This is a genomic window from Hymenobacter sp. 102, from assembly GCF_049949205.1.
GTDB lineage: Bacteria > Bacteroidota > Bacteroidia > Cytophagales > Hymenobacteraceae > Hymenobacter.
Genome location: NZ_CP188172.1, coordinates 4,817,369 through 4,843,674, shown reverse-complemented (window position 1 = coordinate 4,843,674; position 26,306 = coordinate 4,817,369). Strand labels below are relative to the sequence as shown.

The 26,306-nt window shown below is 57.5% G+C and carries 27 protein-coding genes; 6 read left to right on the top strand and 21 right to left on the bottom strand.

The genetic code is table 11. The features are described from left to right. The first annotated feature begins 173 nt into the window (after nucleotides 1-173). Nucleotides 174-1,031: an endonuclease/exonuclease/phosphatase family protein gene (locus ACN19L_RS20990; protein ID WP_426491247.1), complete on the top strand. Its 858-nt coding sequence runs from the start codon at nucleotides 174-176 to the stop codon at nucleotides 1,029-1,031. Between the two features lie 5 nt (nucleotides 1,032-1,036). Beyond that, the gene (locus ACN19L_RS20985; protein ID WP_426491246.1) at nucleotides 1,037-1,462 is read left to right on the top strand and encodes a hypothetical protein; all 426 of its coding nucleotides are present in this window, start codon (nucleotides 1,037-1,039) and stop codon (nucleotides 1,460-1,462) included. A gap of 81 nt (nucleotides 1,463-1,543) precedes the next feature. On the opposite strand, the gene ACN19L_RS20980 is transcribed toward ACN19L_RS20985, so the two are convergent. The 4 genes from ACN19L_RS20980 to ACN19L_RS20965 form a co-directional block, all read right to left on the bottom strand. After that, nucleotides 1,544-2,458 (bottom strand): site-specific integrase, encoded by a 915-nt coding sequence (locus tag ACN19L_RS20980; RefSeq protein ID WP_426491245.1) that lies wholly within the window; start codon nucleotides 2,456-2,458, stop codon nucleotides 1,544-1,546. 206 nt (nucleotides 2,459-2,664) lie between these two features. Next, nucleotides 2,665-2,886 carry a hypothetical protein gene (locus tag ACN19L_RS20975; protein ID WP_426491244.1) on the bottom strand — a complete coding sequence of 74 codons (222 nt, stop codon included), beginning with the start codon at nucleotides 2,884-2,886 and terminating at the stop codon, nucleotides 2,665-2,667. Continuing rightward, a complete protein-coding gene (locus ACN19L_RS20970) occupies nucleotides 2,883-3,257 on the bottom strand; it encodes a hypothetical protein (protein WP_426491243.1) in 375 nt (124 codons plus the stop codon). The genes ACN19L_RS20975 and ACN19L_RS20970 overlap by 4 nt, the downstream gene beginning before the upstream one ends. A gap of 35 nt (nucleotides 3,258-3,292) precedes the next feature. After that, nucleotides 3,293-3,559: a hypothetical protein gene (locus tag ACN19L_RS20965; protein ID WP_426491242.1), complete on the bottom strand. Its 267-nt coding sequence runs from the start codon at nucleotides 3,557-3,559 to the stop codon at nucleotides 3,293-3,295. Between the two features lie 552 nt (nucleotides 3,560-4,111). Between ACN19L_RS20965 and ACN19L_RS20960 the strand changes: the two genes are divergently transcribed. Then, the gene (locus ACN19L_RS20960; RefSeq protein ID WP_426491357.1) at nucleotides 4,112-5,176 is read left to right on the top strand and encodes a hypothetical protein; all 1,065 of its coding nucleotides are present in this window, start codon (nucleotides 4,112-4,114) and stop codon (nucleotides 5,174-5,176) included. Nucleotides 5,177-5,198: 22 nt separating this feature from the next. Here ACN19L_RS20960 and ACN19L_RS20955 read toward each other — a convergent pair whose 3' ends face one another. The 8 genes from ACN19L_RS20955 to ACN19L_RS20920 all read right to left on the bottom strand — a co-directional run bounded on the left by ACN19L_RS20955 (nucleotide 5,199) and on the right by ACN19L_RS20920 (nucleotide 14,692). Further along, the gene (locus ACN19L_RS20955) at nucleotides 5,199-5,864 is read right to left on the bottom strand and encodes a hypothetical protein (RefSeq protein ID WP_426491240.1); all 666 of its coding nucleotides are present in this window, start codon (nucleotides 5,862-5,864) and stop codon (nucleotides 5,199-5,201) included. A gap of 81 nt (nucleotides 5,865-5,945) precedes the next feature. Then, nucleotides 5,946-7,145: a hypothetical protein gene (locus tag ACN19L_RS20950; RefSeq protein WP_426491356.1), complete on the bottom strand. Its 1,200-nt coding sequence runs from the start codon at nucleotides 7,143-7,145 to the stop codon at nucleotides 5,946-5,948. A 45-nt stretch (nucleotides 7,146-7,190) separates the two neighbouring features. After that, a complete protein-coding gene (locus ACN19L_RS20945) occupies nucleotides 7,191-8,939 on the bottom strand; it encodes a hypothetical protein (RefSeq protein ID WP_426491355.1) in 1,749 nt (582 codons plus the stop codon). A gap of 18 nt (nucleotides 8,940-8,957) precedes the next feature. Next, a complete protein-coding gene (locus ACN19L_RS20940; RefSeq protein ID WP_426491237.1) occupies nucleotides 8,958-9,227 on the bottom strand; it encodes a hypothetical protein in 270 nt (89 codons plus the stop codon). Between the two features lie 381 nt (nucleotides 9,228-9,608). Beyond that, on the bottom strand, nucleotides 9,609-11,534 hold the full coding sequence (locus tag ACN19L_RS20935) for a DUF262 domain-containing protein (RefSeq protein WP_426491236.1): 1,926 nt from the start codon (nucleotides 11,532-11,534) through the stop codon (nucleotides 9,609-9,611). 8 nt (nucleotides 11,535-11,542) lie between these two features. Further along, the gene (locus ACN19L_RS20930; protein ID WP_426491235.1) at nucleotides 11,543-12,913 is read right to left on the bottom strand and encodes a DUF262 domain-containing protein; all 1,371 of its coding nucleotides are present in this window, start codon (nucleotides 12,911-12,913) and stop codon (nucleotides 11,543-11,545) included. 10 nt (nucleotides 12,914-12,923) lie between these two features. Continuing rightward, a complete protein-coding gene (locus tag ACN19L_RS20925; RefSeq protein WP_426491354.1) occupies nucleotides 12,924-14,237 on the bottom strand; it encodes a type II toxin-antitoxin system HipA family toxin in 1,314 nt (437 codons plus the stop codon). Between the two features lie 2 nt (nucleotides 14,238-14,239). Then, a complete protein-coding gene (locus ACN19L_RS20920) occupies nucleotides 14,240-14,692 on the bottom strand; it encodes a helix-turn-helix domain-containing protein (RefSeq protein WP_426491232.1) in 453 nt (150 codons plus the stop codon). A gap of 706 nt (nucleotides 14,693-15,398) precedes the next feature. Between ACN19L_RS20920 and ACN19L_RS20915 the strand changes: the two genes are divergently transcribed. The 3 genes from ACN19L_RS20915 to ACN19L_RS20905 all read left to right on the top strand — a co-directional run bounded on the left by ACN19L_RS20915 (nucleotide 15,399) and on the right by ACN19L_RS20905 (nucleotide 16,909). Next, nucleotides 15,399-15,536, top strand: a complete 138-nt coding sequence (locus ACN19L_RS20915) for a hypothetical protein (protein WP_426491231.1) — start codon at nucleotides 15,399-15,401, stop codon at nucleotides 15,534-15,536. 157 nt (nucleotides 15,537-15,693) lie between these two features. After that, complete coding sequence (locus ACN19L_RS20910; RefSeq protein ID WP_426491230.1) at nucleotides 15,694-16,218, top strand: hypothetical protein; 525 nt, start codon at nucleotides 15,694-15,696, stop codon at nucleotides 16,216-16,218. Next, nucleotides 16,211-16,909, top strand: coding sequence for a hypothetical protein (locus ACN19L_RS20905; protein ID WP_426491353.1), 699 nt, complete (start codon nucleotides 16,211-16,213; stop codon nucleotides 16,907-16,909). Before ACN19L_RS20910 ends, ACN19L_RS20905 begins: the two co-directional genes overlap by 8 nt. 69 nt (nucleotides 16,910-16,978) lie before the next feature. Here ACN19L_RS20905 and ACN19L_RS20900 read toward each other — a convergent pair whose 3' ends face one another. The 9 genes from ACN19L_RS20900 to ACN19L_RS20860 all read right to left on the bottom strand — a co-directional run bounded on the left by ACN19L_RS20900 (nucleotide 16,979) and on the right by ACN19L_RS20860 (nucleotide 26,297). After that, entirely contained in the window at nucleotides 16,979-17,728 is a 750-nt protein-coding gene (locus ACN19L_RS20900) for a type IV toxin-antitoxin system AbiEi family antitoxin domain-containing protein (protein ID WP_426491228.1), read from the bottom strand. Between the two features lie 221 nt (nucleotides 17,729-17,949). Beyond that, entirely contained in the window at nucleotides 17,950-19,107 is a 1,158-nt protein-coding gene (gene traN / locus ACN19L_RS20895) for a conjugative transposon protein TraN (RefSeq protein WP_426491352.1), read from the bottom strand. Between the two features lie 6 nt (nucleotides 19,108-19,113). Beyond that, the gene (gene traM / locus ACN19L_RS20890) at nucleotides 19,114-20,310 is read right to left on the bottom strand and encodes a conjugative transposon protein TraM (RefSeq protein WP_426491225.1); all 1,197 of its coding nucleotides are present in this window, start codon (nucleotides 20,308-20,310) and stop codon (nucleotides 19,114-19,116) included. A gap of 10 nt (nucleotides 20,311-20,320) precedes the next feature. Then, nucleotides 20,321-20,935, bottom strand: a complete 615-nt coding sequence (gene traK / locus ACN19L_RS20885; RefSeq protein WP_354580995.1) for a conjugative transposon protein TraK — start codon at nucleotides 20,933-20,935, stop codon at nucleotides 20,321-20,323. 39 nt (nucleotides 20,936-20,974) lie between these two features. After that, nucleotides 20,975-22,063 (bottom strand): hypothetical protein, encoded by a 1,089-nt coding sequence (locus tag ACN19L_RS20880; RefSeq protein WP_426491224.1) that lies wholly within the window; start codon nucleotides 22,061-22,063, stop codon nucleotides 20,975-20,977. Between the two features lie 30 nt (nucleotides 22,064-22,093). Beyond that, nucleotides 22,094-22,423 (bottom strand): hypothetical protein, encoded by a 330-nt coding sequence (locus tag ACN19L_RS20875; protein ID WP_426491223.1) that lies wholly within the window; start codon nucleotides 22,421-22,423, stop codon nucleotides 22,094-22,096. A gap of 36 nt (nucleotides 22,424-22,459) precedes the next feature. After that, complete coding sequence (locus tag ACN19L_RS20870) at nucleotides 22,460-23,101, bottom strand: hypothetical protein (protein ID WP_426491222.1); 642 nt, start codon at nucleotides 23,099-23,101, stop codon at nucleotides 22,460-22,462. Between the two features lie 29 nt (nucleotides 23,102-23,130). Continuing rightward, nucleotides 23,131-23,778, bottom strand: a complete 648-nt coding sequence (locus ACN19L_RS20865) for a hypothetical protein (protein WP_426491351.1) — start codon at nucleotides 23,776-23,778, stop codon at nucleotides 23,131-23,133. A gap of 32 nt (nucleotides 23,779-23,810) precedes the next feature. Beyond that, complete coding sequence (locus ACN19L_RS20860; protein WP_426491350.1) at nucleotides 23,811-26,297, bottom strand: TraG family conjugative transposon ATPase; 2,487 nt, start codon at nucleotides 26,295-26,297, stop codon at nucleotides 23,811-23,813. Nucleotides 26,298-26,306: the final 9 nt, after the last annotated feature.

Sequence of the window (26,306 nt, the reverse complement as noted above, 5' to 3'; positions counted from 1 at the left end):
TAAATGATTCTATTGTCGTTATATTTACTGATGCATGTACAACTCATAACTCTCTCTCGAGAAAGTTATGAGTTGTCTGCTTAGTTAATATTCAAGGTTTCAAGCACAGATTCTTATATAGTAATTTGTTTTGTGAACATCATTGCGTTATTTGTAATTTAATTTATGATAATATGAATATTGGTTTTTGGAATATAGAATCTAAGCCTAAAAAAAAGAATAATAAGATCTTTTTAAAAGATCTTAGTGACTATATGGTTATGCTTACCATAGAACGTCAATTAGATATTATTTGTCTTGCTGAAACTAGAGATGATATCAATCTTTCATTTATAACTAAGCTAAATACGATAGTAAGGGATAGTTATTCAATAATTAAGTGCTCTAAAGATAAACTAACCGTTATTTCTAGATATTCAAATACTTCATTTGAAGATAAAAGTCATTTATATAAATCAACTCGATGGACCGCGCATAAGCTAACTATAGATTCTCTTATCGAGTTAAACTTATTTGCTGTTCATTTTCATTCAAAAACCTCTTGGTCTGAAGCTAGTTTGGCCCTTGAATGTGTAAATTTCGCTAGAGACATACTTGTTGTTGAGGAACAAACTAAATGTAAAAATACTATTTTAATAGGCGATTTTAATATGAATCCATTTGAAAATGGATTAGTTGCTGCAAATGGTTTGAATGCTTTATCGGATTTGGAGTATGCTATTAAAACTCCGAAAGGGAGAGATATAGATGGGACTTTCTATGAATTTTTCTATAACCCAATGTGGAGCTTCTTTGGTGATATCAATAGACAATATGGCACATACTACTATCGGACTCCTGGACATATTTCACATGAATGGAATATATACGATCAAATAATAATGCGACCTAGATTAAAATCGTATCTTGATGATCCATTTTTGAAGATCATAAAAAATATAGGTGGAGAGGATATCACAAAAGTTTTTAATCGACCAGATAGAGAGGTTTACTCTGATCATCTGCCTGTGATTTTAAAATTAAAATTCTAATGAACATGAATCAGGAAAACATTTGGAAAAACTTTGACTTCTCTAAGTCAGCAGATGAGTCTGCATACAATCTACTAATATCGCAATCAGATCAGTTGCTAAAAGCAACTGGTGGGGAATTAAAAATGGATGTAGATGCTATTGACTCATATAAAGAGGGTGATCCGGTAAAAATTGTGGCTATATATACTCTCTATGTTGTTGCTCCTAAATTGGGAAATTTTAGAAGAAAGATTCTAAATGTAGTTGAAGGTGAATCAGAAGGTCGATTTCCAGTTGATATTTATTGCGTTATAGATGGTCGCGAAGCCAAGGGGGTGAATAAAATTGACTTTTTGGAAACAGTAGCAATCATGCTAAAAAGTCCACGAGTTAAGTCCTCGATTGAAAACCTATTCCAACAAAGTAAGCAAAATAATAAAGAAAATTAGTTTTATAGTGGTTTGTATAGCTATGCTAATGATTGTTTTATTCATAATTATCTATCTATAAATTGTGAGCTCACGAATAGTTTATAAACCAAGCTTCTGCGCAGCATTGTGCTGCCTAACATCATCTATACGAGTGTAGCGACGAATCATCGCACTCGTCTTGTGCTTGGTTTGATTCATGATCTCCGAATCATCGGCGCCCGCTAGCTTAGCGACTGTAACGAAAGACGCGCGCAAAGAGTGGGCAGAATACTTGTCACCCAGGTAGCGCTGCACCACCGCGTTAATGGTTTTGTCCGAGAGCCGGTCTTGCGTCAAGCGCTGGCCCATCCGTAGCCGAACGAAAAGCGGGCCGGTTTCACGCTCAAGCACTCGCAGCCAGGCTTGCAGTGAGCGGATGGGGCAAACCTTGGCTTCGGGGGAGTAGAAGACTGCCTTTTCCTCGTGCTGGCCTAGCTGGTTGGTTTTGCTGCGCTCGAGTCGAATAACGAGCCCTTCCTCAGAGAACTCAAGATTTTCAATATTCAGTGCCGTCAGCTCCGAGCGGCGGAAGGCCCCGGTAAAGCCCAGTAGCAGGATGGCGCGGTCGCGCAGGCCGCTAGCGGTCGTAACGTCAATTTCGCGCACTAGGCGCTTAAGCTGCACCAGTGAAAAGGCCGGCGCTTGCTTTTGCCGCACGCCGTGCACGCGGCTAATGCCATCGAGCAGTATTTTAAATTGCTTTTCCCCGGTAGGCGCATCCAGGTTCCGGAGCACGTGCGCTTTCTTGATGGCGGCCAGATGACGCTGGATCGTGGCCATCTTTTTTCCGGCGTCGGCCAGATACGTCACGTAGCCGGCCAGCGTGCTAACGGTTGCGGGCAGCGGCTCCACTTGGTTGGCGTTGCACCAGTGGGCGAAATGGCGCAGATCGGAGGCGTAGGCCCGGGCCGTATTGGGGGCGCCCTGCAACCCAGCTTCGACGTAACGGGCCGTCTGCTCGGAGAGTGCCGACAAGGGAGCGGACGGAACGGTGAGCGCAACGGATTTCATAGGCGTCTACTTGGAGCTACGGCAGGCAAGTGGCCGGACTTTGTGGGAAGATGAACGAAGATACTGTTTAGTTCCGATAAGTAAACCTTATCAGAAGTAAAGTAAAAAGTAAATCACGGTCACGGTTTGCCGGATTGGCCTTGGTAGCCTTTCGCCGCACGACTGTTCGGCTATTCGGCGGCCGGCTTCCACAGCCTTAGCCGGCGGCGCTGCCAGAGTCGCACGGCTAGCAGGAAAGTCAGCAGCCCCGGAATCAGGAGCAGTAGAATCCAGGTATTGGCCTCGGGGTAGCTCGTGCCGGTAAGACCCGCCAGGTTCACCATGAAGTCGACGCAGTACCAGTAGGCCAGCCGGCCCAGACGCAGCAGCAGGGAAAAGATGGAACCGATCATGAGCGCGTAGTTTGCTGCTGGCGGCGGATGGCGCGGGCGTCGCGCAGTACGGCGTAGGTCAGGTGCAGCAACAGCAGCGGGATGCCCACCAGGAACACGAGCAGGTTGGCCAGCACGTACATCGGGCCGCCCCCGCCGGCTGACAGCACCCGGATAGTAAGCCCGTAGAGTGGGCGCAGCCGGAAGTAGGCCGGGCTGTTGGCTGGCAAGGCGTGCGGGCAAGCGTGGTCGTGGCAGTAGCGAGTGCAGCGGCCGGCTACCCGGGCCGCCGTGGGCGGGTGCGGGGCGGCAGAGTTAACGGCAAAGCCCAGCAGCAGCGGCAACAAGGCCAGCAGGAAAGTGAGCAAGAGGGGGCGGAAGGTGGGCAGCATCAGGCAGCAGGATGAATACCGGGGAAGAGCCAGTTTCAGGCTTCGGGCAAATATGGCTTCCCATCGATCAGGCACTCGAAGCCGCTCAGATCGTCGAGCCGGTGAGCCCAAGCCTCCCGGTGGGCCTGACTTCGGGATGCGGCCACTACGTGCACGGCCCGGGGTGGGAATTTCACGTCAGTGCGCCGCAGATACGCCGGCTCATCGAGGACTGTGGCCGGGCAAAAGCATGTCGCCCGCCACTCTACTTTATACAGCGCGTATCCGGAAGGCGGCTTGGCCAGCCCAACCTTGGAGAGCATATCGAGCGCACCGCAGTGCGTGCAGGTCATACAACCCACGCTGAGCCAGCTACCGCGCGTGTCCACGTCATGCACCTTGAACGGACGAAAATCACCGCAGTCGCCACACAGCCACTCGATCGCGATTTGCCCGGAAGGCTGCCGAATCCACTGTCTAACATAGGAACTCATAACGATACGGGAATAGAAAGTCTATCAAGGTCAAATATCGGCAATGGCAGGCATAACGCCAGCAATAACCTTTGTATCAGCAACTCACGCGGAGAACAGGTAAGACCAGGTCGGGCGAAGGGTAACAATAACGGCCTGGTGACCTTACCTTAGCATAGAGCACATCCTGGGTAACAAATCCGGGGTCTCGGGCTTACCTTAGTAGACCATGAACGGGTAACAATTCCTGAGCCCGGTAATATATTGGTATATGCCCGTTGCTAGGTGGTAACAAAACCCTCCGGCCCCGGCTATATTAGGACAGCACCACAGCACCGCGGAACCTGGCCAGGCGCGCTGCTTTTGCTCTACCTTCTTCTCCACTCCTTTTTCCTTTCTCCGATGATTTCAGCTCAGTTCACTGTGTTTTCCCAACACGGCCGGTTCGGCCTGCTCTGCAACGGCCAGGAGTTGCTGGCTCCCGAGTACGACGCTGTCTGGCCCTTAGGCCACGGATTCTACGGGTTTCGCCAGGAGCGTCGCTACGGCATCCTGGCTCCCGACGGCCGTATAGTGCTGCCGGTGTGCGTACCAGCCTGCTTTGCCGGCTACCGAATGCTGGATATGGGTCAGCAGCTGGCTTACGCCTCCCAGGGCTCGCAGCGGGGCCCGCGCGACCTGCAGCGCGACTTTCCGGGCTTGCGGCTGCACCAGGACATTCCCTACCACCCCACCGACTGGTGGGCTGAGCAGGCACTGGCGGACCTATGGGAACTCAACAGTCCGGGCCGGGAATCCCTGTTGCTGCCCGTCCGCTCCCGCCAGTTGGCGCTGCACTCCAACGGCACCTGGAGCTGGGAAGACCCTGAGGCGGACGCTGACCAGCTGGTGCTGTGCGGTACCGGTGAGGCTGGCGGTTTCAGCTGGCGCAACCAGCAGTCGGAGCTGCTGCCCCCCGATACGGAGCAGCTGCTCCGGTGGCAGGCCCGCTGCCAGCAGGTGCTGGCAAGCCTACAGAAAGAGAGCGACAGCCCCGTCCAACCGGTTCAGCCGGCTGCTCCGGACGCATGGCAGGAGGCTGACTACCACGAGCGGGCGCTGGATGCGGTGCTGAAACAGGCCGGCATCCGGGGACTGTTTATGGTTGACGACCTGGACTTCGCTGACTACGTGCCCTACGACGAGGATGAGCTCTCCCCGGCGGTGCGCGCTGCTTGCTACGAGCACCTGGGTCAGTACGTTGTGCTGGATGAGGCCGGCCGGGAGGCCGCCGCCGAGCTGCTGCAGCTGGCCTGGCTCTGTGCCAACGGCTGCGTGGAGGTGGACTACGCCACAGGCTGGGCCCTGGTGGATGAGCGTTACGACTGTTGCGGCGACTTCGACCCCGTGCTGCTGGAGGAAACCACGCCGCTGGCCCTGTATACCTACTACTGCCTGCACGAGCTAGAGCCGCTGCTGCGCCGCTGAGCAGCTCCGGCAGCAGCCTTCACTACTCAAACCAGCTTTCCGGCCGGAGCGGGCTGAGCACGAGGCCTGCCGGCGCGCGGCCGGAGATCCGCTGATGGTAAGGCGAAATGAACACTTCCGCTACCAACTGATTATTGGCGTCCGTGACCCGGTAGCAGTCCACGGGATTATCGATGCCTGCCGCAGTGCGGGAGCCGGTGCGCCGCCACTCTACCGGGCGGCCATCGGGCAGGCGCAGACGGCGCAGGTACAACGCTGACGATACGATGCCGGCCACGGGTACGGGGTTGGTCGGCACTATGCCGAAGGGGCCACTGCCGCCGGGCACCTGGTCGGCATCATAGCCAACCACTCCTCCCGATTCCTTGACCAGCAGTGCAGTGAGTTGCTGCTCATCCTCAACCGAAACGGGCACGCGGGCGAACAGCAAGCTCAGCAGAGCCGTGGTCAGTTGGGCTGGGGTGAGGACGTAGCCGAATTCCTCACTCAGCACCGTGGCCCGGGAGTTGAGCTCCGCTGCCGAGCGGCAGCCGGGCTGAATCACGGACACCGCCCGTCGTATCAACTCCTCCATCTCATGATCCGGTAGTGTGTCGGGGAAGAGAACCAGCAGCTGCTGCAGGGCCGCCCGCTTCTCGGCAGGTGTATCGGGCAGCTGAATTTGGTCGGGGCTAATGGGGTCGCTCATGGGTAGAAGAGGGAAGTGACTCACTAGGCAGCAGCCTGTTTGCGCGGAGAAAATTGGGGAGAGTACGGCCGCAGGACAATTTCAGTCCACTGCCCGTACTGCTACGTGGAGCCGAGCAATGTTTGCCTTCTGTGCCACCGTGCGGAAACGGCCGCGCAGATTATTTGTCAGGTTTGAGGAGGGCGTTAGGTCACGTGCATTCCAGGGCAGTTCGATACTGGCTGTCCCGTCATGAAAGTGGCGGGTGATGGTAGCATATTTAGTCACCAAAACTTGCTGCAGAAACGCCTGTTCATCAACTTCCGGCCCGTCACCGATAGAATATGTGATGGGGTATGGTTTCATTCTCACCGTCCGCCGGGTCTTTGCACTTTCAGAGTTTTCTGGCTTAATCACCCCTGTTTTCTTGCCTTTCACCGGCCGCCGCACCACCAGCTCCAGCGGGGTTTCGGGAGCTGTCCATTCGCCCTGCAACTCCGTTGCCAACAGCAATGGCTCCAGTTCCAGCAGCACATCCCCGTATATTTCCTGAAAACGCTGTTGCACGTAGGTCAGCAGCAGAAGGTTTTCCCCAACATCCTGCCCACCCGATGCCTGCCACTTTTTGGCCGGGCTCAGGAAGTAGTTTGCCGGATGCACGGCGCGCAGGAAATGTGCCACCATCTTTTGGCGGTGGTCAGAACTCACAGCCTGGGTTAGCCGATAAACCTTGTCCGGGTTACCCCACCAGTTGTACTCTCCCCGGGGAAACAATTCATCCACTGTACGGCGATAGTCAAACGAGTAGTGCGCATTGACGTGATGCAGATGGGACAACTTCCAGCCCCGTTCCCCAAAAGGAGGCGCTGTAGTCCATCCGAACGCCGATTGAGCCCTTTCCGGTTTTGCTAGACGGACAGAAACCGGAAACCGCCTATTTGCAACCGCTTCTTGCAACTCAGCCAATGTTGGCTTGTTGCCGGCTAGTACCTGTGCGAATATTAGTTGCGGTAAGTAATTGTCGCAGTAGGCATAGCCAAAACCGGTCGGATCAAGCGTGAGAAACCCACGGCGCAACCGATGATACTCCGTCTTGTCGGCGGAAGCGTAGCGACGCACAAACAAGATGGCGTCAGGTTGGGTCACGTAATTTAGCAGCAAACGATGCCAGTGCCGCACTACGTCGGCGGATGGCAACTGCGGTTTGATGAACGTATCGTACAACTCCCCTACGGTGTTGACAGTGACTTGCGGTATGTAAGGGAGTTGGCTCTCGGTTAGTTTGTTGGGAATCCAAGTCACGTGGTATAGGGTTATCAGATTGAACAGGGAAAGACACTCGTTTTGCTACTCCGCCGCCAATGCAGCCAGGCCGGCGTCGTAGGCATCCAAAGCGGCTTGGATGGCGGCGGGGGTAGCATCCTGTTGGTTCTGGGCAGCGCGTAGCTCTGCCCGCAGCAGGGCACGACGCAACAGCCCGAACTCCGCCGCGTAGGCCGGGCACTGTGCCAACCCGGCCCGGCATAGCTCCCGGGCAGCCTCAAACACCGCAGTTTCCTGGGGCTGGATAAAATGGTAGCCGGCCGGTAGCAGCAGTTCCAGACAGGCTTCGCAAGCCTCCCCCAGGGCCGGGCCAGCCAGCTGCCAGGCCGCCTGGCTTAGCCACTGCGCGGCGGCCCGCTGCGTGCCCAGGCCGGCCGGCTCCTGCTGCAACTGTTGCGTGAACTGCCAGCGCAGATACTCCGGATCCGGCAGCGGCGGCAGAAGATTGGCCACGTCACCCAGCGGATATGGCCGCTCGTCTACCGTGACCTCCACCATTCGGAAAGGCACCCAAGCGCTCTGCTCCTGCTCCTGCAGGTCGTCGGACGAGTACAGCCGAAAGAAGGCATCCCGCTTCACCTGATAGGGCTGCTCGGTGAAGAAGAACCCGCAGGCTTCCCCGAAGTGCGTTTGTGCCGCCTCGGGCCGGCGCAGCCGGTAGGCCGCCCAGGCCGCGTGATGCCGCCAGCGGGTCTGGTTCCATTTGAACTGTGCCAGGTACAGCTCCTTTTCAACCGGACCGTCTCGTTTGGTCGATACCCGGGGTAGCGAACGGGCAGCCAGCCGTTCGTACTCAGCCAGCAGGGCGTTAAAATCTAGCTTCCCCTGTGCCAGCAGGCACCGCACGAGCAGCTCCCGGTAAGGGGCATGCAGGGATTGTCGGGCTACTATTACCAAAGCATCCGCCAGGGCCTTTTCCGGCAGGCCGTGAGCCAGATAATAGTCTGCCCGTTCAGCTAAGTACTCCGCAGTGTCCGGCTCCCTGAGGCCAGACCGCTCGAACAACGCTAGCGCGGAAATCCAGCGCTCGGCTGGTGGCTCCAGATCCGGGTTGGGAAATAGAATATATTGCTCTACCCGCGTAGCCCGCCAGTTACCCCGCAACGATGTACCGGCCTTTAGATCCTGCAGAGCTCCCCGAAAATCGTGCGCCAGGAAACGGATAACGGCGCGGCTTCCTGCCGCCCACAGCAGCGCCGGGTCGAGTGCCAGGGCAGCGTCTAGATCGGCCAGGGCCTTGTCGAGTCGGTCGTGGGCCAAGTGAAATTCACCCCGGCCAGCTAGGTACCGCGCGTTGGCCGGTTCCAGCACCAAGGCCTGGTCGTAGGCCTGCAGCCGCTGGGCCTGCCCCTCGCGGGAAACAGCGTAGTCGTTGTAGCCGTAATAGGCGGCCGGAAAAGCTAGGGCCTCGGCGTAGCGATACCAGGCGTCAGCCCGGCTGGGGTCGAGCGCCAGGGAGGCGGCCAGGTCGTGCCGGGCGTCGCCGTCGCCGTCGCTCAGCATGGCCCCGATTCCACGCCAGTACAGCTCGTCGGCCGTGGTGGCTGGGCTGCGGGTTGCCTGGCTGCCGGCCGAGAGGTCGATGTGCCCGTCCGTGTTGCTGACTCCTTTCCTGTTCAGCAGCAGGCCGTAGCGGGCCCACAGCTCGGCGGAGTCGGTCACCAGCACCACGGCCTGCTCGTAGCAGGCCGCCGCCGCGCCCCAGTTCTGCATCTGCTCGTGCTGCAGTGCGGTTTCGTACAGGGTTTGAACAGGCTCCGGAAATTTCGGCATGACAGATAGAAAGGCTGATTAATCAAACAGCGTATCGACGGGATGTAGCACGTGGACGTTGGCCTGCTGCTCGTAGTCGGCCAGCTGGTCTGGCTCCAGAAACGTAAGCTGGAGGTAGCTGAGCAACATACTTCTCGCTTCCGGACTGGGGCCAGCACTGATCAGGGGCGTAGTCAACCGCCGCCAATACGGGTTATTGATGGCATCGAGGCGGGCGAGTACGCCTTCCGCAAACTGCAGGATCGCTCCCTCCTGCAATAGTAGGTGGCTGCCATTGGCACGTTGCATCCCAATGGCGTGGCAGACGGGTTCGGCCGCAGGAAATGAGTAGCGGTGCTCTCCACCGGATTGTACATAACTGGTACAGCGGGTAATAATCGTAACATTTTCCGGTTCCGCGACCAAGCGCAAGCGGGTGATATGCGGCGTGATGAACGCCCGAGTAAGTGGGTCAGCCGGGAAGCTGTACCACTGAGCCAGCGCTACGGGAGGCTTGGATTTTGACATCAGAAAAAGAAATTAACGGGTAGATAATAGGGGCGCACGCCGCCTCAAGGTAACAGCGTAGCCCGGATGCAGGATACGGGTATCGAGCACGCCTGTCCAGGGTTCTTACATAACCTTTACCTGCTCTTGGCTTACAGCCAAATTGCTAGTTATGATTAGATGTCATGGCAAGGTAGAGCGCGTGGCGAGCAGACCGATCATTTCCTGCTGGTGCGCTTCAATAGCTGTAAGATCCCACGTGTTGCACTGCTGCATCATGAGTTGTTGCTTCAGGCTTTCTATTGCGGAAGACTTGTTATAATGCTCCGCCTTGGCTTTTGGCGAATAGTTGCTTAGCTCCGAGTTTTTGCTGGCGCTGATCAAACACAGGTTGCCGAATGAATTGAGGATTTTCTGATCTAGCGGATTGCTGATCTCGCCTTTGGGATTCTGCGGGTAAAAATGCTCTACTGAGCTACGGAACGTGAACTCAAACTCCTCGATGCGAGGAATCTGGTAATCCTTGCGCAACTCAACCCGTGATGTTTTCCAGATCAGGTAGTCCAGCCGGTTAAAGATGAAGTTCGGGACGTGCGTACCCTGGTGCAGCACATCTTCGTTCACGGTGTGGTTGACCGGTACCGCTTCGTTTGTAAAGATGATGGTGTGATAACTAAGGGGAGTCGTCGCGAACCGGTCGTAATAAAAGGCATCGGAGAGTTGCTCCAAATACCGGATATAGTCTTTGGCGACCAACCCGGGCCCCGTGGCGTGCAAAAAGCGCAGTACTCCGGCCAGCCAGTGCTTGTACGTTGCTTGGGGGAAGGAAACGTGAAACATGGCCAACAACATCACTGCTTGCCGGGTGTCGGCCTCGCTCTCAAAGGTGTTGCCAAAACGCTCGCTGTCGGAGGATGATTCTGGCTTAAGGCTCCGTAAGCGCCACTTATACTGATCGTGAGTATACTCACGCTTGATGACGTATCGATCCAGCAGCAGTCGGCATTTCAACAGGCAATGCAGAAACCCCTTCACGAAAGCAGCTTTGTCAGGAGTGTTCTGGAGTACTTTTCCAAATGAATCAATCAACTGGTTGTCATCCAGTGCAAGGTCACGGGCAGTATAGACCTTGAGCGTGAGCAGCAGAAAGTTCGGAAAGCTCACTACCGAGCCCAGGCGCGGCTCGCTTGTTTCTGCCTCACTGTTCGAGGCGCCTACCTGTTCCGGGCTGTCGAGCAGGTCGAGCAACTTGGCCCCCGATGTCTGCGGCGTGTTATCCGCCACCGAGCCCACTACTACCTCCCTGATGTGGTCAAAAGAGTCCGGCACGCGATCCAGAGCCCCGGAACTGCTGGTAAACAGTTGTGTCCGTAGCTGCGAATCAAAGGCTTTAACCATGTGCTGGTCCATGATGGAGCAGGCATCCCAGATCCGGGCACCAGCCTGCAGGCTCGCGGACTCCCCTTGCAGGTGACCAAGTAGCTGGGCCTTAAGCACCTCGTGTTTTTCGAGCTGCTCACCCCGGCTGTTCATAATTTCAAAGTAATGATTGAGGTCGGTATCGGCGGGCACCTGTACCTGCAGAATCTTCACCCGCTTAAGCAAGCAGGTATGGAATTGATCCGGACTGTGGTTGGCGTCGCTTCCCGCATGTCTCTGCTGGAGCTGTTTCAGCTCCCGGGTCATATCCAGATACGCCTGCTGCATGCGTCGGTCCTTTGCCGTGCTTCGCACGCTAGGGTCGCGATCCGCCAGCCGGTGAAGCGTGGCTGATGAATTAGGCCGGCTGTCGAAGCGCAGTCGGGAGGCGTGCGCTTCGGGTACGGAAAGTCCGAACTCATTCTGCAACACACTTAATAGGATGTTGAGCGTGGTGAGTCGCTGCTGGCCATCAATAACGGCCAGTTCATCTTGTCCGGCAGCAGGCCGGTGGTGCACAATCAGGTTGCCGATATAGTACGTGGTTGTTGCGCCGGTCACTTCCCAAATGTCCCGGACCAGTTGTGTTACCTGCGCCTCGTCCCAGGCATAGCTACGTTGATAGAGTGGCACGGTGTAGTTGTAGCGGCTGAACAGCTGCTCGATGGATAGTTCTTCTAGTAGTTCCATGGTCACGGTTACTCGATTGCTTTCAGGTCGCGGAATAGCTGCATAATCCCGTCTAGGTGAGCGACCGTACCTTCACTTCCTTTGTGGTTTACCGGGGTCAGCGACTTGGCAAAGAACTCCCGCGGGTCCGTGGCCTCCCGGATCAGGCGGATCAGCCCATCCTGGGCTTTAGCGTAGTTGTCGACAGTAACTGCCCGAACTGCTTTGTTTTCGAGCCGTAGAGCATATGCCCAGAGAAAAATTCGGACGACGGCCTCTTCTTCCTTATGGTCACCAAATTTATCCCAGTAGTAGAGTAGGCAGCAATCAAACAGATTACGCACGTACTGGTCACCTTGCCGGCCGCGGCCCCAGTAGTGCGCCAGCTCGTGCAAGATCCGCTTGGCCATTCCCCCACCCTGCCACGCCGGCACGCTGCTCCTGGGATCTCCCACCCTGGCTTCCAGCTCACGAATGCGAGCTGCGTACTGCCCAACGTACTCAAAAAAGCGCGCGCCGTTGAGTATTACCTGATCCAATTGGCAGGGATAGGGCATACGCTGCCGGTCAAGCACCCGGGCGTGATCCTGGTTGTAGCCCTGAACGGTTAAGTGGCACATGCGGGCCGCCTCGGCAAAAGGCAAGACTGGTGCAGAACCAATCGTGAGACCCTTGAATGTATCGATGCGTTCCTTAGTGAAGTGTAGCCCGGATCGGCCCTTGGACCAAGCCCGAATCTTAAACAGGTAGCTACTGAAGTACCGGGGCAAGTCCTCCGTTAGCTGCTCCCACTGCCCGGCACTGGCAATGCGCTCGGCCTCCGTGTTACTCTCCATCTCACGAAGATGGTAGGCTTTGAGTAGGTCGTGGGGCGCTAGATCTTTGCCACGCGTGTTCTGGGAATCAAAGAACTGAAAGGCCTCGGCAATGTGCTCCAATTCGAGATAAACCAGCTCACAGCGTTGAAAGAAGAAGTCAGCATCCTCGCGCTGAAATTCCTCCACGCGTTGTTGGATCAGCTGCGCGTTGCGGCGCAGATTGGCCTGGCTGATTGGATTACTGATGCAGGATTGGGCCAGGCAGAGATCAGCGGCTTGCTTACCTGCTGGAGTAGCTGCCGGGTGCCTGCGTAGTAATGCTGCCGCCAATAGGCTGAGGGTATACAGTCGCTGTTGGCCATCTACGACGTCGCGCGCTTGGTTAGAGTGCCCTCGGTCGTAGTGCACCACCACAGTTCCTAGGCGGTATGCACTCTTGTCGCGCTCGCGGTGGTAAAGGATATCATCGATAAGCTGATTTACTTGTCTGGTCGACCATTTATACGGGCGTTGATAGGGAGGAATTCTTAACCGCTCCTGGGAAAAAAGGAGTGTCTGCAGATTACTGATCTTTTTATGCATCAATGGTGGTTCACAAGCGTAATAAGGTTGCAGTAATGGCGTCGCGAAGCTTCGGGTCCACGTTTACTTCTTCGGCGAAGGTGGGCCACTGGTTAACGGTCTCGCTGATTTGCGTAATGATACTTTGGGCTTTATCGCCTGCGCTTCTCGACCGAATGGAGCGTCCGATAGTGAGCAAGTCATCGCGGGAAATACCCTGCCGCTTGCCGTTTACACTCAACGCGTGCTGGCTTACCCAGGGGCTACCGGGGCGGTAGGCGTGGCACACGTCGTAGGCAGGGGCTAATTCCCACGCGTGGCCTTGTCTCAGCCGAAAGGCGAAGTTCTTCGTGTGATCGTCACAGTTGCGCGCCATCACATTAAAGACCATCCGCCGGAACATCTGCTCCGCTTCGGGATAGGTAAGCGTAAGCTCCCGCATCGTTTGAAACAACTGCTCGTAGCTAAAGCTAGTCACGGCATTGTAGTCGAAGTGCTTGGTGGCGCACAGGGTCTGCACGTGGTGCTTGGTGCTGCCGCCTTCCCGGTCGAAGCGCTTGGTCATAAAATGCGCCCGGCCATTCTCTTCCAGCAGGCGGGAGGGCATCATCTCAATGCCACAGGCGCGGGCCATGTTGTAGTAGGCCATCTCCACCCGCCCGTAGCCGTGGGTAGCTCCCAGCTGCACATCACTCACGCCGTCGAGTTTGAGCAGCCAGTGTTCAAAACCCTGGGGCGCTTTGGTTTGCCCGGACTTTACCTCGCCCGTTTTTTCGTTGTAGGCAATCACCGCTTTGGGCCGAGCGCCCCCGGCGGAAGTACCGATTTTCAGGATTTCCATCAAGGCCTTTTCCTCGCCCTGATTCATGTGGGCCAGAAACTCCTGTTTAGCGGCAAGCATCTTTTGCGCCACCGTTACCAAGCTGTCGATTTCGACGGAAAACGTATTCTTGTTTTCCTTTAGCGAGGTAGGCTCAAATTCCAGTGCCCCCATGCCCCGTTGGCCGATAAAGCAGAGCATCTCCACCGGATTCATGCTATCCGTTGGGCGGCCCTGCTGTGCTAGCCACAGATTGATGAGCTCATGGCCGTAGCGGTCGGGCAGCACATCAGCGAGCAGCCCGGGTAAGCCCTTAAAGGCATCAAGTCCGCTATCAGGTTTCTGGCGTAGTTCAGGGAAGGAGAAAATGGTCTGCGACGAGGTAATGGGCATCTTGAGCGGCGCCAGATCCACCCCTCGTCTTTTAAAGGTTGGATCGTACTCAAAGGTGGCGAGACCGGTCGCTTCGTCCCAGATAACGGCCCCCACGAACTCTCCCCAAATATGGATTCTAGCTGCTTGCATCGTTACCAATCGGTGTTGCGTTTCTTGCCCTGCGGCGCTTTACTGCCTGTGTCGCTTGGCCTTGCTCTAATGCGCTTGGTTTGTTCTAGCTTGGCAATGGCTAGCGGGCTGATTAGTGTGGGGACCGTGAACGCCTCCATGGTATAGAGCAAATCGAGCACCCGCAGTACCTGAATCAGAGTGGCAACGGTGACCGTTTGTCCCCGCTCCAATAAACTCAGGGTTGATCGACTGATACCGGCAGCGTGAGCAATGGCCTCTTGCGATTTGTTGCGGGCCAGTCGGTGGTGCTTCACAAAGGCCCCAATGTGTGCTGCCAAAGCATCATCACTCATGGCTGACCATTTATTGTAGGATATATCAGTCATAAGAGCCGGAAAGGGGTAGTTTTTGGATGGCTTATCATGCAAGATATATTTATTAGTGATGTATTGTAATAATGATTGATAAATCATGCAACAAAGATTAAATATAGACTTAATGCATGAAATGTCGGTCGAAAACACATACGATTGTACAGGAGTCAGATTAGAAGAGGAAGTACCTGTCTTCTGACAAGGGAATGGTTGGGAAGCCATGTCAAGGAGTGCAGGTAGCGAAGCTGTGGCCAGAACACTGGAACTAGAGAGATTTCGGGCGTATCCCAGTCAACTCTGCTGGGTACCCCTCCGCAAATGGGCTCGCAATAGGCTCATAAAGAACTCTCGGAGCTGGTTTGCTGTGAGTAGGAAGAAGCTGTAAAAACAAACGGGAGCTCTCCAGTACTTGCCTATTCTACAACTTAGTGATGACACTCTGCTGCGCCAAGAGAGTCGTCGGTAGTAGGCTGGGCCCCTAAGGCTAAAAAGTAGTACCGATTTATGGGCTCACCCCCTACCGGCACGTGGTCGTAATCCTTGAATTCAAGCCAGATTCGTTATTTTTTGAGCAACTGAATTGGCTCATTATTGGCTCATGCGGTAGCGTTTCATCTACCTAAGGTTTGATACGACCAAGTAGCAGAGTTCAACAATAGACTTACTTACGAGCGTGAACAGCCCTACAAGTACCAGTAGGGCCGGGGTTTGATCACCGGAAGGATTGTTGGCTCAATGCAAGAGTGCTACCGGTATTGCTCTTATTGGCTAGCTTTGCCGCCCTAAGCAGTTATCGCCGTAGCGCATGCAGGCCTTAAAACTTACCGATTTGCATCGTCGCCTCCGGTTAGCACCCAGCCCTACCAACCGGCTGGGCGGGGTGCACCGGCAGCCGCTGCCCATTCAGCAGCGCCCCGCGCTCTTTGTAGGCTCCCTCGCCTAACGTCCCCATTTGTTAGTTATCGGAACCTGTGGCCAGGACTGACAAGTAAGTATGAGCAGTCCTTATTGGTCTCGATAGGGTGACGATAGAAGCAGCTATCGAATAGGAATGTTGATTATCAATTTGCAAATTGCAAACCAAAAATCAGCTGACCGTAATGCGACAACATAATGGCATGCGCCCGCAGGATGTAGTCGTTCTGCTGAAGGTGCTGTTGCTGGAGGATACCATCTGGCAAGGCAAGGACTTGGCCACTGCCTTGTTCTTAAGCCCCACCGAAATATCGTTTAGCCTGAAGCGGTGCCAATACGCCCGGCTGCTGGAGGGCGCTGACCGGCGCGTGGCTCGGCGAACCTTTCTGGAGTTTCTACTCTACGGTTTACCGGTGGTGTTTCCCACGCAGCCGGGCGCCCAGGTACGGGGCCTCCCCACTGCCCACAGCGCCGCCCCGTTGCGGGAGCAGCTGGTAGCCGAGCAGCTGTACGTGTGGCCCGACGCAGAAAGCGACTGCTGGGGTAGCGCCATCGAGCCCTTGTACCCGCGCGTGCCGCAAGCGGCCAAAGCCGATACGCGCCTCTATGAGCTGCTGGCGTTGGTTGACGCGGTGCGGGTGGGCCGCCCCCGGGAGCGAAAACTGGCTGGGAATTTATTGAAAGCCTTTCTGTTGCCGGCTCATGTCTAATACGGCCAACCTGGCCGCGCTGCAGGCCGTGGCCCGGGCGCTGGGCCCCTTGCGGGAACGGGTCGTTTTCGTCGGCGGCAGCACCGCCGGTCTGTACAGCACTGCCGCCCGCGCCGCCGAGTCCCGCCCGACCATGGATGTGGATTGTATTATTGAGGTCATGCCCCGCATGGCCTACTACGTGCTGGAGGAAGAGCTACGGGCCCTCGGGTTTCGGCATGACCAGGAGTCAAATGTCATTTGCCGCTGGCGGGTCGCGGGGCTGGTGGTCGATGTAATGCCGGTCGGGGAAGACAATATCCTGGGGTTCTCGAATCCGTGGTATCCCGAAGGCTTTGCCCACGCTATTCCTTACGTGCTGCCCGACGAAACCACGATCCAGATTATGCCAGCGGTGTATTTTATCGCCACGAAGCTGGCGGCACTGCGCAGCCGCGGCATGAGCGACATCCGCCTGAGCAGTGATCTGGAGGACATCGTGTACGTGCTGGATAATCGCCCGGCACTGGGTGCAGAGGTAGCAGCCGCATCGCCTGCCGTACGCGCCTACATCGCTGCGGAAGTCAGCCGACTGCTGCTGCATCCGGAATTGCGCGAAGCTATCGATTGTCAACTACCGTACGGGTCTGGTGACGAACGAAAGTTTATTATCGAGCGGCGGCTTCAGACCCTGACCTCCGTTGGGCAGTAGTGAACAAGTAAATGAACCTGAGGGAATGTTCCTCGGCATATAGTTAGTCCTGCTCGTGGGTGTGCAGAGTCATTGGATGTGCCATTGCGCGCGGTTAGGTAAGGCCTGCTCGGATAAACCAAGCTTATAAGTGGATAAGGGATTCAGGCTGGCTTTCAGCTTGGTAGCCAGCGTGACTTCACCCATCCCTTCCAGCAGAGCTCCCAGCAGAGCGCGTGTGGCCGGGTTGTAGTCCTGTGCCAGGCGAACCAAGGCGGCCTGCTCAAGTGATGGCAGTTGCTTTATCTGCTCGCGCAGGCGGAGCAGGGCCGCGGCCGGCGAGGTATCGGGCAGGCGCTTAATCTGCCGCAGGGCGTCGAGCAATTGGCAGAGCGGAACCTCCTCTGGCTGCACATCGGCCCGGCTGCGCACGAAGCGCACGCGCACGTTGCCGACTTTCTTCGGCCGCCCCGGCCGGGAGGTGGCAATCAGAATTTCCTGGGGCACCTGCGTGGTCAGCCTCAGACGGTTGAAGGCCGCTACGCCGGTGGGGTAGCCCCGCAGCTTTTTGCTGGAGGTTTGCAGCAGCACCTGCAACACCTGCTGCTCGGAAACCGGTACCGGGCCGAACCGGCTCTGCAGGGGGAGGCGGTACGTGCCTTTGGTGACCTGCTGCACCACGCCTTCCTGGCGCAGCCGGCTCAGGTTCACGGCCACCGTGCCCGGCGCGATGTCCAGGCTGGCAAAGTCCTGGTAGCGCACGAGGGCACCCGGCTCCAGCTGTTGCAAGCGGTTGATGATTTTCTGGCGGGCGGTCGTGGATTTGGTCACTTTTTCCATCTGCATGGGGCTGATAAAGATATACTAATTGTAAAGTTTTTTACTGCAAAACATTACAAAGCACACGTTGTATTCCGGTGAGTAGCAGACTCAGGTAGTACTACGCAAAAAACCGAAACACCCGCCTGCTACCTTGTTAAAGACAACGGGAGGGTGTTTGCGAAGTGCCACACGGCGTGGAGATGCTAATGGTTGTGAGGGGCGTAGCGGTCCTGTTAAGGCTACCGGAAGCCGCGGGCGCGGAGCAGGTCGCGGTTGGACAGCTTGAGCTTAACATTACGTCCGCCCCCCTTTTCGTACACCTCGATAACCAGGTTTTTCTGGTCAGGAATGGTGAACTTCCTGAACACGAATACCTGCTGGAGCTTGCCGGCGGCTTCAATCTTTTTCAGGTTACCGTTATAGACGTAGGTGGGCGTCAGTTCAATGGCCTGCTCGGCCGTGCGCTTGGCCACCTTCTTATCCTGGATGTAGAACTTGACGAAATCCACGTCATACGTCACATTGGAGCGATTGCGCAGGTGCAGCGGGAAAAACAGGGTTTCCTGCTGGTAGCCCACGCTGCCCGCGCGCACGCTGAGCTGGTCTTTCGTGTCGCTGGCCGCCGAGCCGCCGCGTGCCAGCGCCTGCTTGGAATAGGCATCCAGGTTGCCCTGCGGAATGGGCGTGTTCGACAGGATGGCCTCGCTGCCACTGCTGGCCCGGGCAGTGGCGCTGGTCATCGTGCTCAGGTCCAGGCTCAGCACCTTGGGGTCGTGCTGGTAGTTGACAACGAACATGTACAGCTTGCCACCGGAGGTCAGCACGGTCATGTTGGTTTCGGTCAGGCGGTTGCTGGCCGCTTTCACGCGCACGATGTTGTCGGCACCCGTGGCCTTGGCGGCCAGAATGCCCGAGTTACCCAGATCGACGTAGGTGACCGGGTAGGGAAACACGAGGTGCGTGGTTTTCTGGTCCGAGACGTAGAGGGGGAGTACGGGCAGCCTGGCCGGGCCCGCGCTGGGCGCGCCCAGGTCCAGCCCCAACTGACGCGGGTTGCGCTGGTAGCCCACCACGAAGGAGTAAAGCTTGCCGCTGGCCGTGAGCACGGTCATGTTGGTTTCGCTGAAGCCGCTGCCAGCCGCCTTAACCCGCACGATGTTTTCCGAGCCCGTGGCCTTGGCCGCAATCAATCCGGAACTGCCCAAATCAACATACGTGACCGGGGACGGGAAAACCAGGTGGGTGGTTTTTTGCTCCGACACGAACAGCGGATACGTCGCGAGCTTCGCCGGCGCCGGCGCTACGGGCCGGGTGCTGGCCAGCGTCGTGGATTGAGCGAGGGTGGGCGCCACGGCCAGGCTGAGGGGCAGGGTGCAGAGGGCAAGGGCGATTCTCATAGTAGCTTATTTATCAATCTTCAACATGACCTGGTAGCCGGCTTTCAGGCGCACTTTGACCAGGCGGATTTTCTTCTGGCCGAGGCCCTTGACGGCAGTAACCGCGACGCCGGCCGCGGCCAGGGTGGGATCGGCGCTCATGGTCATGGCGTCGGCGGCGTTCAGGCCATCGGCGCCGGCCTGCTTGGCCGCGTCCCGGGTGATGGCGCCCGGAATGTGCAGGCCTTCCAGCCCGTCCACGTCGTAGACTTCGAGGGCCACCGGAAAGACCCGGTTACCGGTTTTCAGCGTTTCGATGCTGATGTTCAGCCGCTCCCCGGCCAGGCTGCACTTGCCGTAGATGAAGGTGTTGGCCGATAGGGTGCGACCATTGACCACGGCCGATTCCGTCAGGCGCATTTTCACCAGTGAGCCGCTGACCACTTCCTGCGATTCGTGAATGACGGCCGGCAGGGTGTTGGCATCTTCGGTAGCCGCATGGCCGTCATCCAAACCGGTAAACGAGGCCGTGCGCCGTCTGCCCGCGCCGCCCCCACCCAACCGGGAAACGACGGCATCCTCATCGACCACGTTAGCCCGGGTGCGGGCTTTTTTCCTGGCTTTGGCCACCACCGGCGCGGCCGGGCGGGCTACCCCTCCCCCACCGCTGTTGCTTTGCGCCAGCAGCTGGGCCATCTGCAGCTGAGCATCCTTCTCGGCCAGCTCCCGCTCGTGCTGGCTGCGCATCAGCTCCAGCTGCTCCTGGGGCGTGAGGGCGCCGGGCGCTGCCGTCGGGGCTGCTGCAGTGCCGGGCGCAGTCCCACCGTTCAACTGGGCCTGCTGGGCGGCAATGAGCTGCTGCTGGGCTGCCACCACGGACTTGTCCACCGACCCGTTGGGCCCGGGCTTGCCGTCGGCACCGATGGAGTAGGACAGGCCCGAGCCGGCCGCCGTATCGAGGCGGGCGTCGACCAGGCCCCGGTTGCGCAGGGTATCCACCGGGCTGGCGTAGGCTTCGAGCTTGCTGGCGGTGATGGAGCCTTTTTCGGCCGTGGGCAGGGTGGTGTTAAAGCCGGACGGTACGTTCTGGGCCTCGGCGGGCGCGCCCTGCCCGCCGCCGCCCAGGTAGAACATAACGGCCAGGAAGGGGACGCCCACCACCGGCAGGAAGGTGGCCATCTTGCGGGTGCGCAGAAAGTGCGCGTCATGCGGTTTGGTTTCCATCGGGTAGGGCTTAGCGGGGCTGGGTGCTGAGGTCTTCGTTGCGCAAAACCCGCCAGTTCTCCATCAGGAAGCCGTGCGGGTTGTTCTCCGAGCGCGTCACGTCGCGCAGGGAGCATTCCGAGAGGAAGTTGCGGGTGGTCACCGAAGTGGCCCGGATGACCCGCTGGTGCCCGTAGCACCGCGCCACCAGGGGGCGCGCGTTGGTTATCACCACGCTGTCCACGCTCATTTCCAGGCTGATGTTGGCGGCAATCAGGTCGTTGTAGAAGCCCTTCTCCTTGAAGTTCTCGTACTGCCGCTTCGCGGAGTTATCGGCCAGGTACAGCGCCTTGTTCACGTTGCTGTCAATGGCCTTCTGGTCGGGGTCCAGGGTGAAAAACAGCTCGTGGAAGCGCGTGACGTGGGCGCGGGCCTCCACCGGCCGGTTGGCCCGCGCATCCCGGGCGCCGGCCGTGAGCAGCTGCCCGCCTTCCAGCACGTAGATGCGATTGGCGGCCGCGGTGGTGGTCTGAAACGCGAAGTAGGCAATGGTGCCGGCCAGCACCAGCACCGCCACAATGAAGAGCAAGGCCAGAGTCTTGACCTGCTGGAAGGCGGAATCAATAGTTTTCAGGGATGCGAACATGACTAGGGAGGGCTAGTGAGAGGATAGGGAGCGGGTCACTCAGCTTTTGCGGCTGAATCGTTCGCGCAAGGCCATGCCGGCCCGGTGGCCGAGCTCCTCACTGCGCGACATGTTTTGGGTGGTGGCCCAGCCGGCTGCGCCCTGAGCCACGCCCGCGCTGGTCCGAAGGCCGGCCCCGCTGGCTGCGCCCGCTATGGCGGCGGTGGTGGCCGTGGTGGTAGTGATAAACGAAGTGGCCGCTCCACCCACACCCGAGCCGTCAATCAGCATATCCGCCGCCTTGGGGACGCAGATGTACCCGACGATGGCCAGCACGAGCATACACAGGTAGGCAATGTCAGCCGACTCCACACTTCCGCCGGCGCTGAGCTGGCGGATGTTCTCATTGAGCATTGTTACTTGGACGTGGGCCAGTACCGCCGCATAAATGTTGGCTACCGGCACCCAGAGCGAAATCGTGAGGAAATAGCCGAACCACTTCAGGAGTCCCCCGCCAAAGCCCGGAATGATAGCAATGCCAAAGGCTAGCGGACCGGCGACGCTGAGCAACACCAACAGGAAAGTGGAAATGAGGCTAATGGCTAGCTTGGCGGCCAGTGCCCCCAACTCAAGAATAGATTTAGTCCACTCCCGGAAATTCTGGCCCACGCTGTACTGGACCTGATTGAACGCCAGACTGGCCTTGCGGCCCACGTCCAGCGCCCCAAGCTTGCCCAGCTCCTTTTCGTAGTCTTCGTTGATTTGCATGTCGGCTTTGGCTTTCGCATCGGCGGCCAGACGGTCGCGCTCTGCCGTGAGCCGGTTTACTTCCGCCAATTGCCCCATCCGGATAGCATCGGTGCCATGGGCTACGGACATGGTGATGCCGCGCAATGCACCGCACAGGGGCACGAACAGCAGGATGGCCAGACCGATAGCAAACGGCCGCAGCAGCGGAAACAGGTCGATAGGCTCGGCCCGGGCAATGTTGCCCCACACCTTGCTGCTGATGTATAACAGGGCTCCGATGCCCCCGATGGCCCGTCCCAGGTTGATGAACAGGGAGGTGAACGAGAGCATTTCGGTGTAAATGGCGTCGAGCTTCTGCTCGTACACGGCCATGTTCAAATCAATTGCGGTCGGGTCCATGCGGGCAGTGTTAGAAGCGGAGCGAGAGATTTACTTAGCTACTTGGGCATATTCCCCTTCCCCGGAAATCAGGAGGTGGTTTTTCTCACCCAGGTAGATGATGTCCATAGCTCCGAATCCGGTGTTGACGGTGAGCTTGTGATTGTCCTTGTCATAGGTGAGCGGGTATTCTTTTTTACCTTCCAGCAGCGTCAGATTATCTCCGCGCTCCTGGATAGTCATATGCGGCCGCTCGGGGCTATCTAATGATTGCCATTCACCCAGAAACTGGGCTGTTTCGCTGTTGGAGGAACACGAGGTGAGCAGCACCATTGTCAGGGCGGCAACTGCTGTGAGCAATTGATTTAGCTTGCTTTTCATCGGATCGAAAGTGGAAGTGAAAGGAAAGTGTACCCCCTAGCGGGCAGTCATAAAAGCATTTACCGCTTCCCGGTCCCGCACCTGCTGCGCCTGGTGCTGCGCGATGGCCCGACACTTGTTGCTGAAGTAATTCATCAAATCGTGCTGCTTGCTGATGCGGTCGGCGATGTTGTCGATAAACTCAATGCGCTCCGGGTCGGTCATCTTCGCCTTGTTCGCGCTGAGCACCCCGGCCAGCTCCCCAAGCAGGGCCACGTTTTCCTGCAGGATGGTTTGGTAGACTGTAGAGGCTTCGCTGAGCTGCGCGGGCGTGAGCCGCTGGGCCCGCAGCTCCGGAATGGCACCGGCGAACTGGTTAATCATTTCGCCCTGGTGCGTATAAATCTCCCGTACCCGGCGATAGTTGCGGACCCCAGCGCTGATTTGGAGCAGGCTGCTGTACCATTGGTCGTGCAGCTGCTGGGTCTTGTCGACGATGCCTTTAATCTGGCCGCTCACAGCTTTCATGTCGCCGGCCAGCTTCTTGCCCTGCCCCATCAGGGTAGTAGACACGCCCTGGTGGAAAATCTGCTTGCGTGAGCTTTGCTCGGCTACTGGAGCCGATATAACGGCCTGCGCGCAGGCTGGGCCCGCCAGCAGGGTCAGGACCAGGGTGAGCATTTTGGAAATTGCTTTCATAGAGGAGCAAGTCAGGGGTGAGTCGGCGGTTAGCGGGCGCTCATCAGCGCGTTGAGGGCCTGCGTATCCTGAGCCTTCTGCTCGGCTAAGTGCATCTGCACGTAGTTGCGCTGCGTGTAGTAGTTGATGAGGCTCAACTGGTCGGAAATCTTCGCGTCCAGCTTGTCGATGAAGCGCATCCGTTCGGCATCCGTCATCTTGAGCATGGCCGGGCTGACGATGGTTTGCAGGTCCGAAACGGTGTTGGCGCCCTCCGTCAGCATTTTCGAGTACACGCTGGTCATAGTGGAAAGCTGCTCCGGCTGCACAAAGGGTGACTGCCGCAGGGTTTCAATGGCCGTAGCATAGGTCTGGATGATTTGGCCCTGCTTCTCAAACACGGACTGCACGCGCCGATACGTGCGCACAGTCGTGCTGACCTGCTGCAGGCCGTCGTACCAGGTCTTGGCCAGCTGCAGGTTTTTCTCCGAGAATACCTTGGTTAGCTCCTGCTCCTTCACGCCGGCCTTTACCAGTACGTTAGCGGCTTTGGACAGTCCCTTCATGGTATTTTGCAGGCCGGTCTGGACGCCGGACTGTACTTCCAGCACCGGGGCCGTTACCACGAGTTGAGCAGAGGCCTTTGTGGCACCGAAAGAGAGGATGGCTAGGCCCAGGATGGTGACTTTCGCTTTCATCGTTTTTTCCCTTTTGTTGATGGTGAAGCCCCCTACCCTTCGCGCAGCTCGGCCGCGAAGAGCTTGATGGCCGTGGGCATGTCGCCGGTCTGGCGCAGCTTCTCGAACAGCCGCACTTTCTCGGTTTCCTCGGTGGTGTAGGTCACGTATTCTTCCTTCGACACCTCGATGGCGTACACCTTCGACACGACCCCGCCCAGCGAGATGAACACCTCGGTGTAGCGGCCGCGCGCGGGCTGGTTGTCGCGGTTGATGCTCAGCACCAGGTCTTTTTCCTTGGGCGTGAGCGAGAGCAGGGCCTGAATCTCCTCGAAGCGGTTGATGAACTTGCGCTGGTCGAGCAGAATCTTGCAGTCCGAGTTGTTGATGATGGCGTCCTTGACAATCTCGTTGCCGATGATGTCGTCGATTTCCTGCGTGACCACGATGGCCTCGCCGAAGAACTTGCGCACCGTCTTAAAGAGGTACTTGATGTAGGCGGCCATGCCGGGCGTGGTTAGCGCCTTCCAGGCCTCCTCAATCAGAATCATCTTCCGTACCCCCTTGAGCTTGCGCATCTTGGAGATGAAGGTTTCCATGATAATGAGCGTGACCACCGGAAACAGGATGGGGTGGTCCTTGATGTTATCGAGCTCGAAGACGATGAACGGGGCCTGCACCAGGTCCAGCTCCTTATCGGAGTTGAGCAGGTAATCGTACTCGCCGCCCCGGTAGTAGGGCCCGAGCACGTAGAGGAAGTTGTCGATGTCGAAGTCCTTCTCGCGCACCTTCTCCTCCTCCAGCACCCTGCGGTAGGTGCCCTTCACAAACTCGTAGAACGTGTTGAAGCTGGGCTGAATAGCCGGGTTGGCTTCAAGCATCACGTAATACAGGCTCACGGCCGTGGAGAGCGACACGTACTCGGACTGACTGACCGCTTCGTCGTCTTTCTTCCAGAGCGCCTGCAGCAGCGTTTTGATGCTTTCCTTCTTCTCCACGTCGAGCTTGCCCGAAATCAGGAAGGGGTTGAAGGCAATGGGGGCATCCTCCTCGTAGGTGAAGTACACCCCGCCCACCAGCTCGCAGAGGCCTTTGTAGGAGTTGCCGGTATCCACCAGCAGCACGTGGGCGCCCTGCTCGTAGTACTGGCGCACCATGTGGTTGGTGAAAAACGACTTGCCCGAGCCCGAGGGACCCAGCACAAACTTGTTGCGGTTGAAGATGACCTGCCGCTTCATCGGCTCGTCGGAGATGTCCACCAGCACGGGCTTGCCGGTGAGGCGGTCGGAGAGCTTGATGCCCTTGGTGGCGCCGGTGGAGCGGTAGTTGGTTTCCGAAGCCCAGAAGCAGACGGCTTGCTCAATGAAAGTGTAGAAGGTTTCCTCCGCGGGAAAGTCGCCGGCATTGCCCGGAATGCCGCCCCAGTAGAGCGCGGCAATGTCCACGGTGTTCTGCCGGGGCTTGCAGTTCATCTGGTTGAAGGCAGCATTGACCAGCTTGCGCACCTCCGTCAGTTCCTCCTCGCTCCTACCCCAGGTCAGCACGTTGCAATGCACCCGCACCGGGCGGCGCTTGTGGGTTAGTAGCTCGTTGAGAAAGGCGTGGTAGTACTCCACGTTGATGGCGTTCTGCCGGGAGTAGAGCGAGAGGGAGGTGAGCCGGTCCTTCTTCTGCTCGAAGGTTTTCACCGTTTTCTGGGTGTTATCCAGAAACACGTACTGGTTCAGGATGTGACTGGTACCCAGCAGCAGCCCCAGCGGTGCGGCAAACGAGATGGGAAAATCCGAGTACTCGGTGCTGTAGGCCTCGTAGCGGATGTCGGTTTCCACCGCGGTGGGCAGGTCATCGAGGTTGGCCACCGAGAACATCTGGCAGAACTCCTGCCCTACCTTCAGCCCATTGGTCAAATCCAGGTCCACCTGCAGGGCCTGGTCGGAGAGGTCCAGCGAGAGGTACTTTTCCAGCAGCCCGGCCTTTTCCTGGGTGCCGGCCAGCTCATCGGAGGTAAGCCGGTGCGAGCGGATAAAGGGGGCGTTGGTAGGCCCCACCCCTTCCAGCGTGCGCACGAACTGGCCCACGCTGTCCAGGAAGCTTTCCAGCACCTTCGTGTCGAGCATGTCCTTGGGCACGATGTGGCGGCGGGCCAGCAGCCCCGAGGTGCTGCCCCAGTTGGGCCGCTCCGACGAGGTTTTGGTGATGTAGAGGTAGCAGAAGTGGTTCAGGAACGGACGCTCGTTGAAGTGCCGCTCGTAGGCAGCGGAAAGCAGCGTGCGCTCGGCCTCGAAGCCCGGGGCGTACTTGTCTTCCACGTACCAGTCCTGCTTGTGCACCACGCAGTGGTCGGGCAGCAGGCGCACAGCCTTCACAAAAGCCGCCTGCAGCTGGGCGTAGTCCTCGCGCGAGAGGGTGAAGATTTCCGGCAGCTCCAGGCGGAACGCCACCGTCACGTCCGCGTTTTTCGAGACGAGGCAGTCCTTTTCCACCTTGTAGATGGGCTGCTTGGATTCCAGGGAAACGGAGGGCAGAACCTTATTGCTCATGGGCAGGGG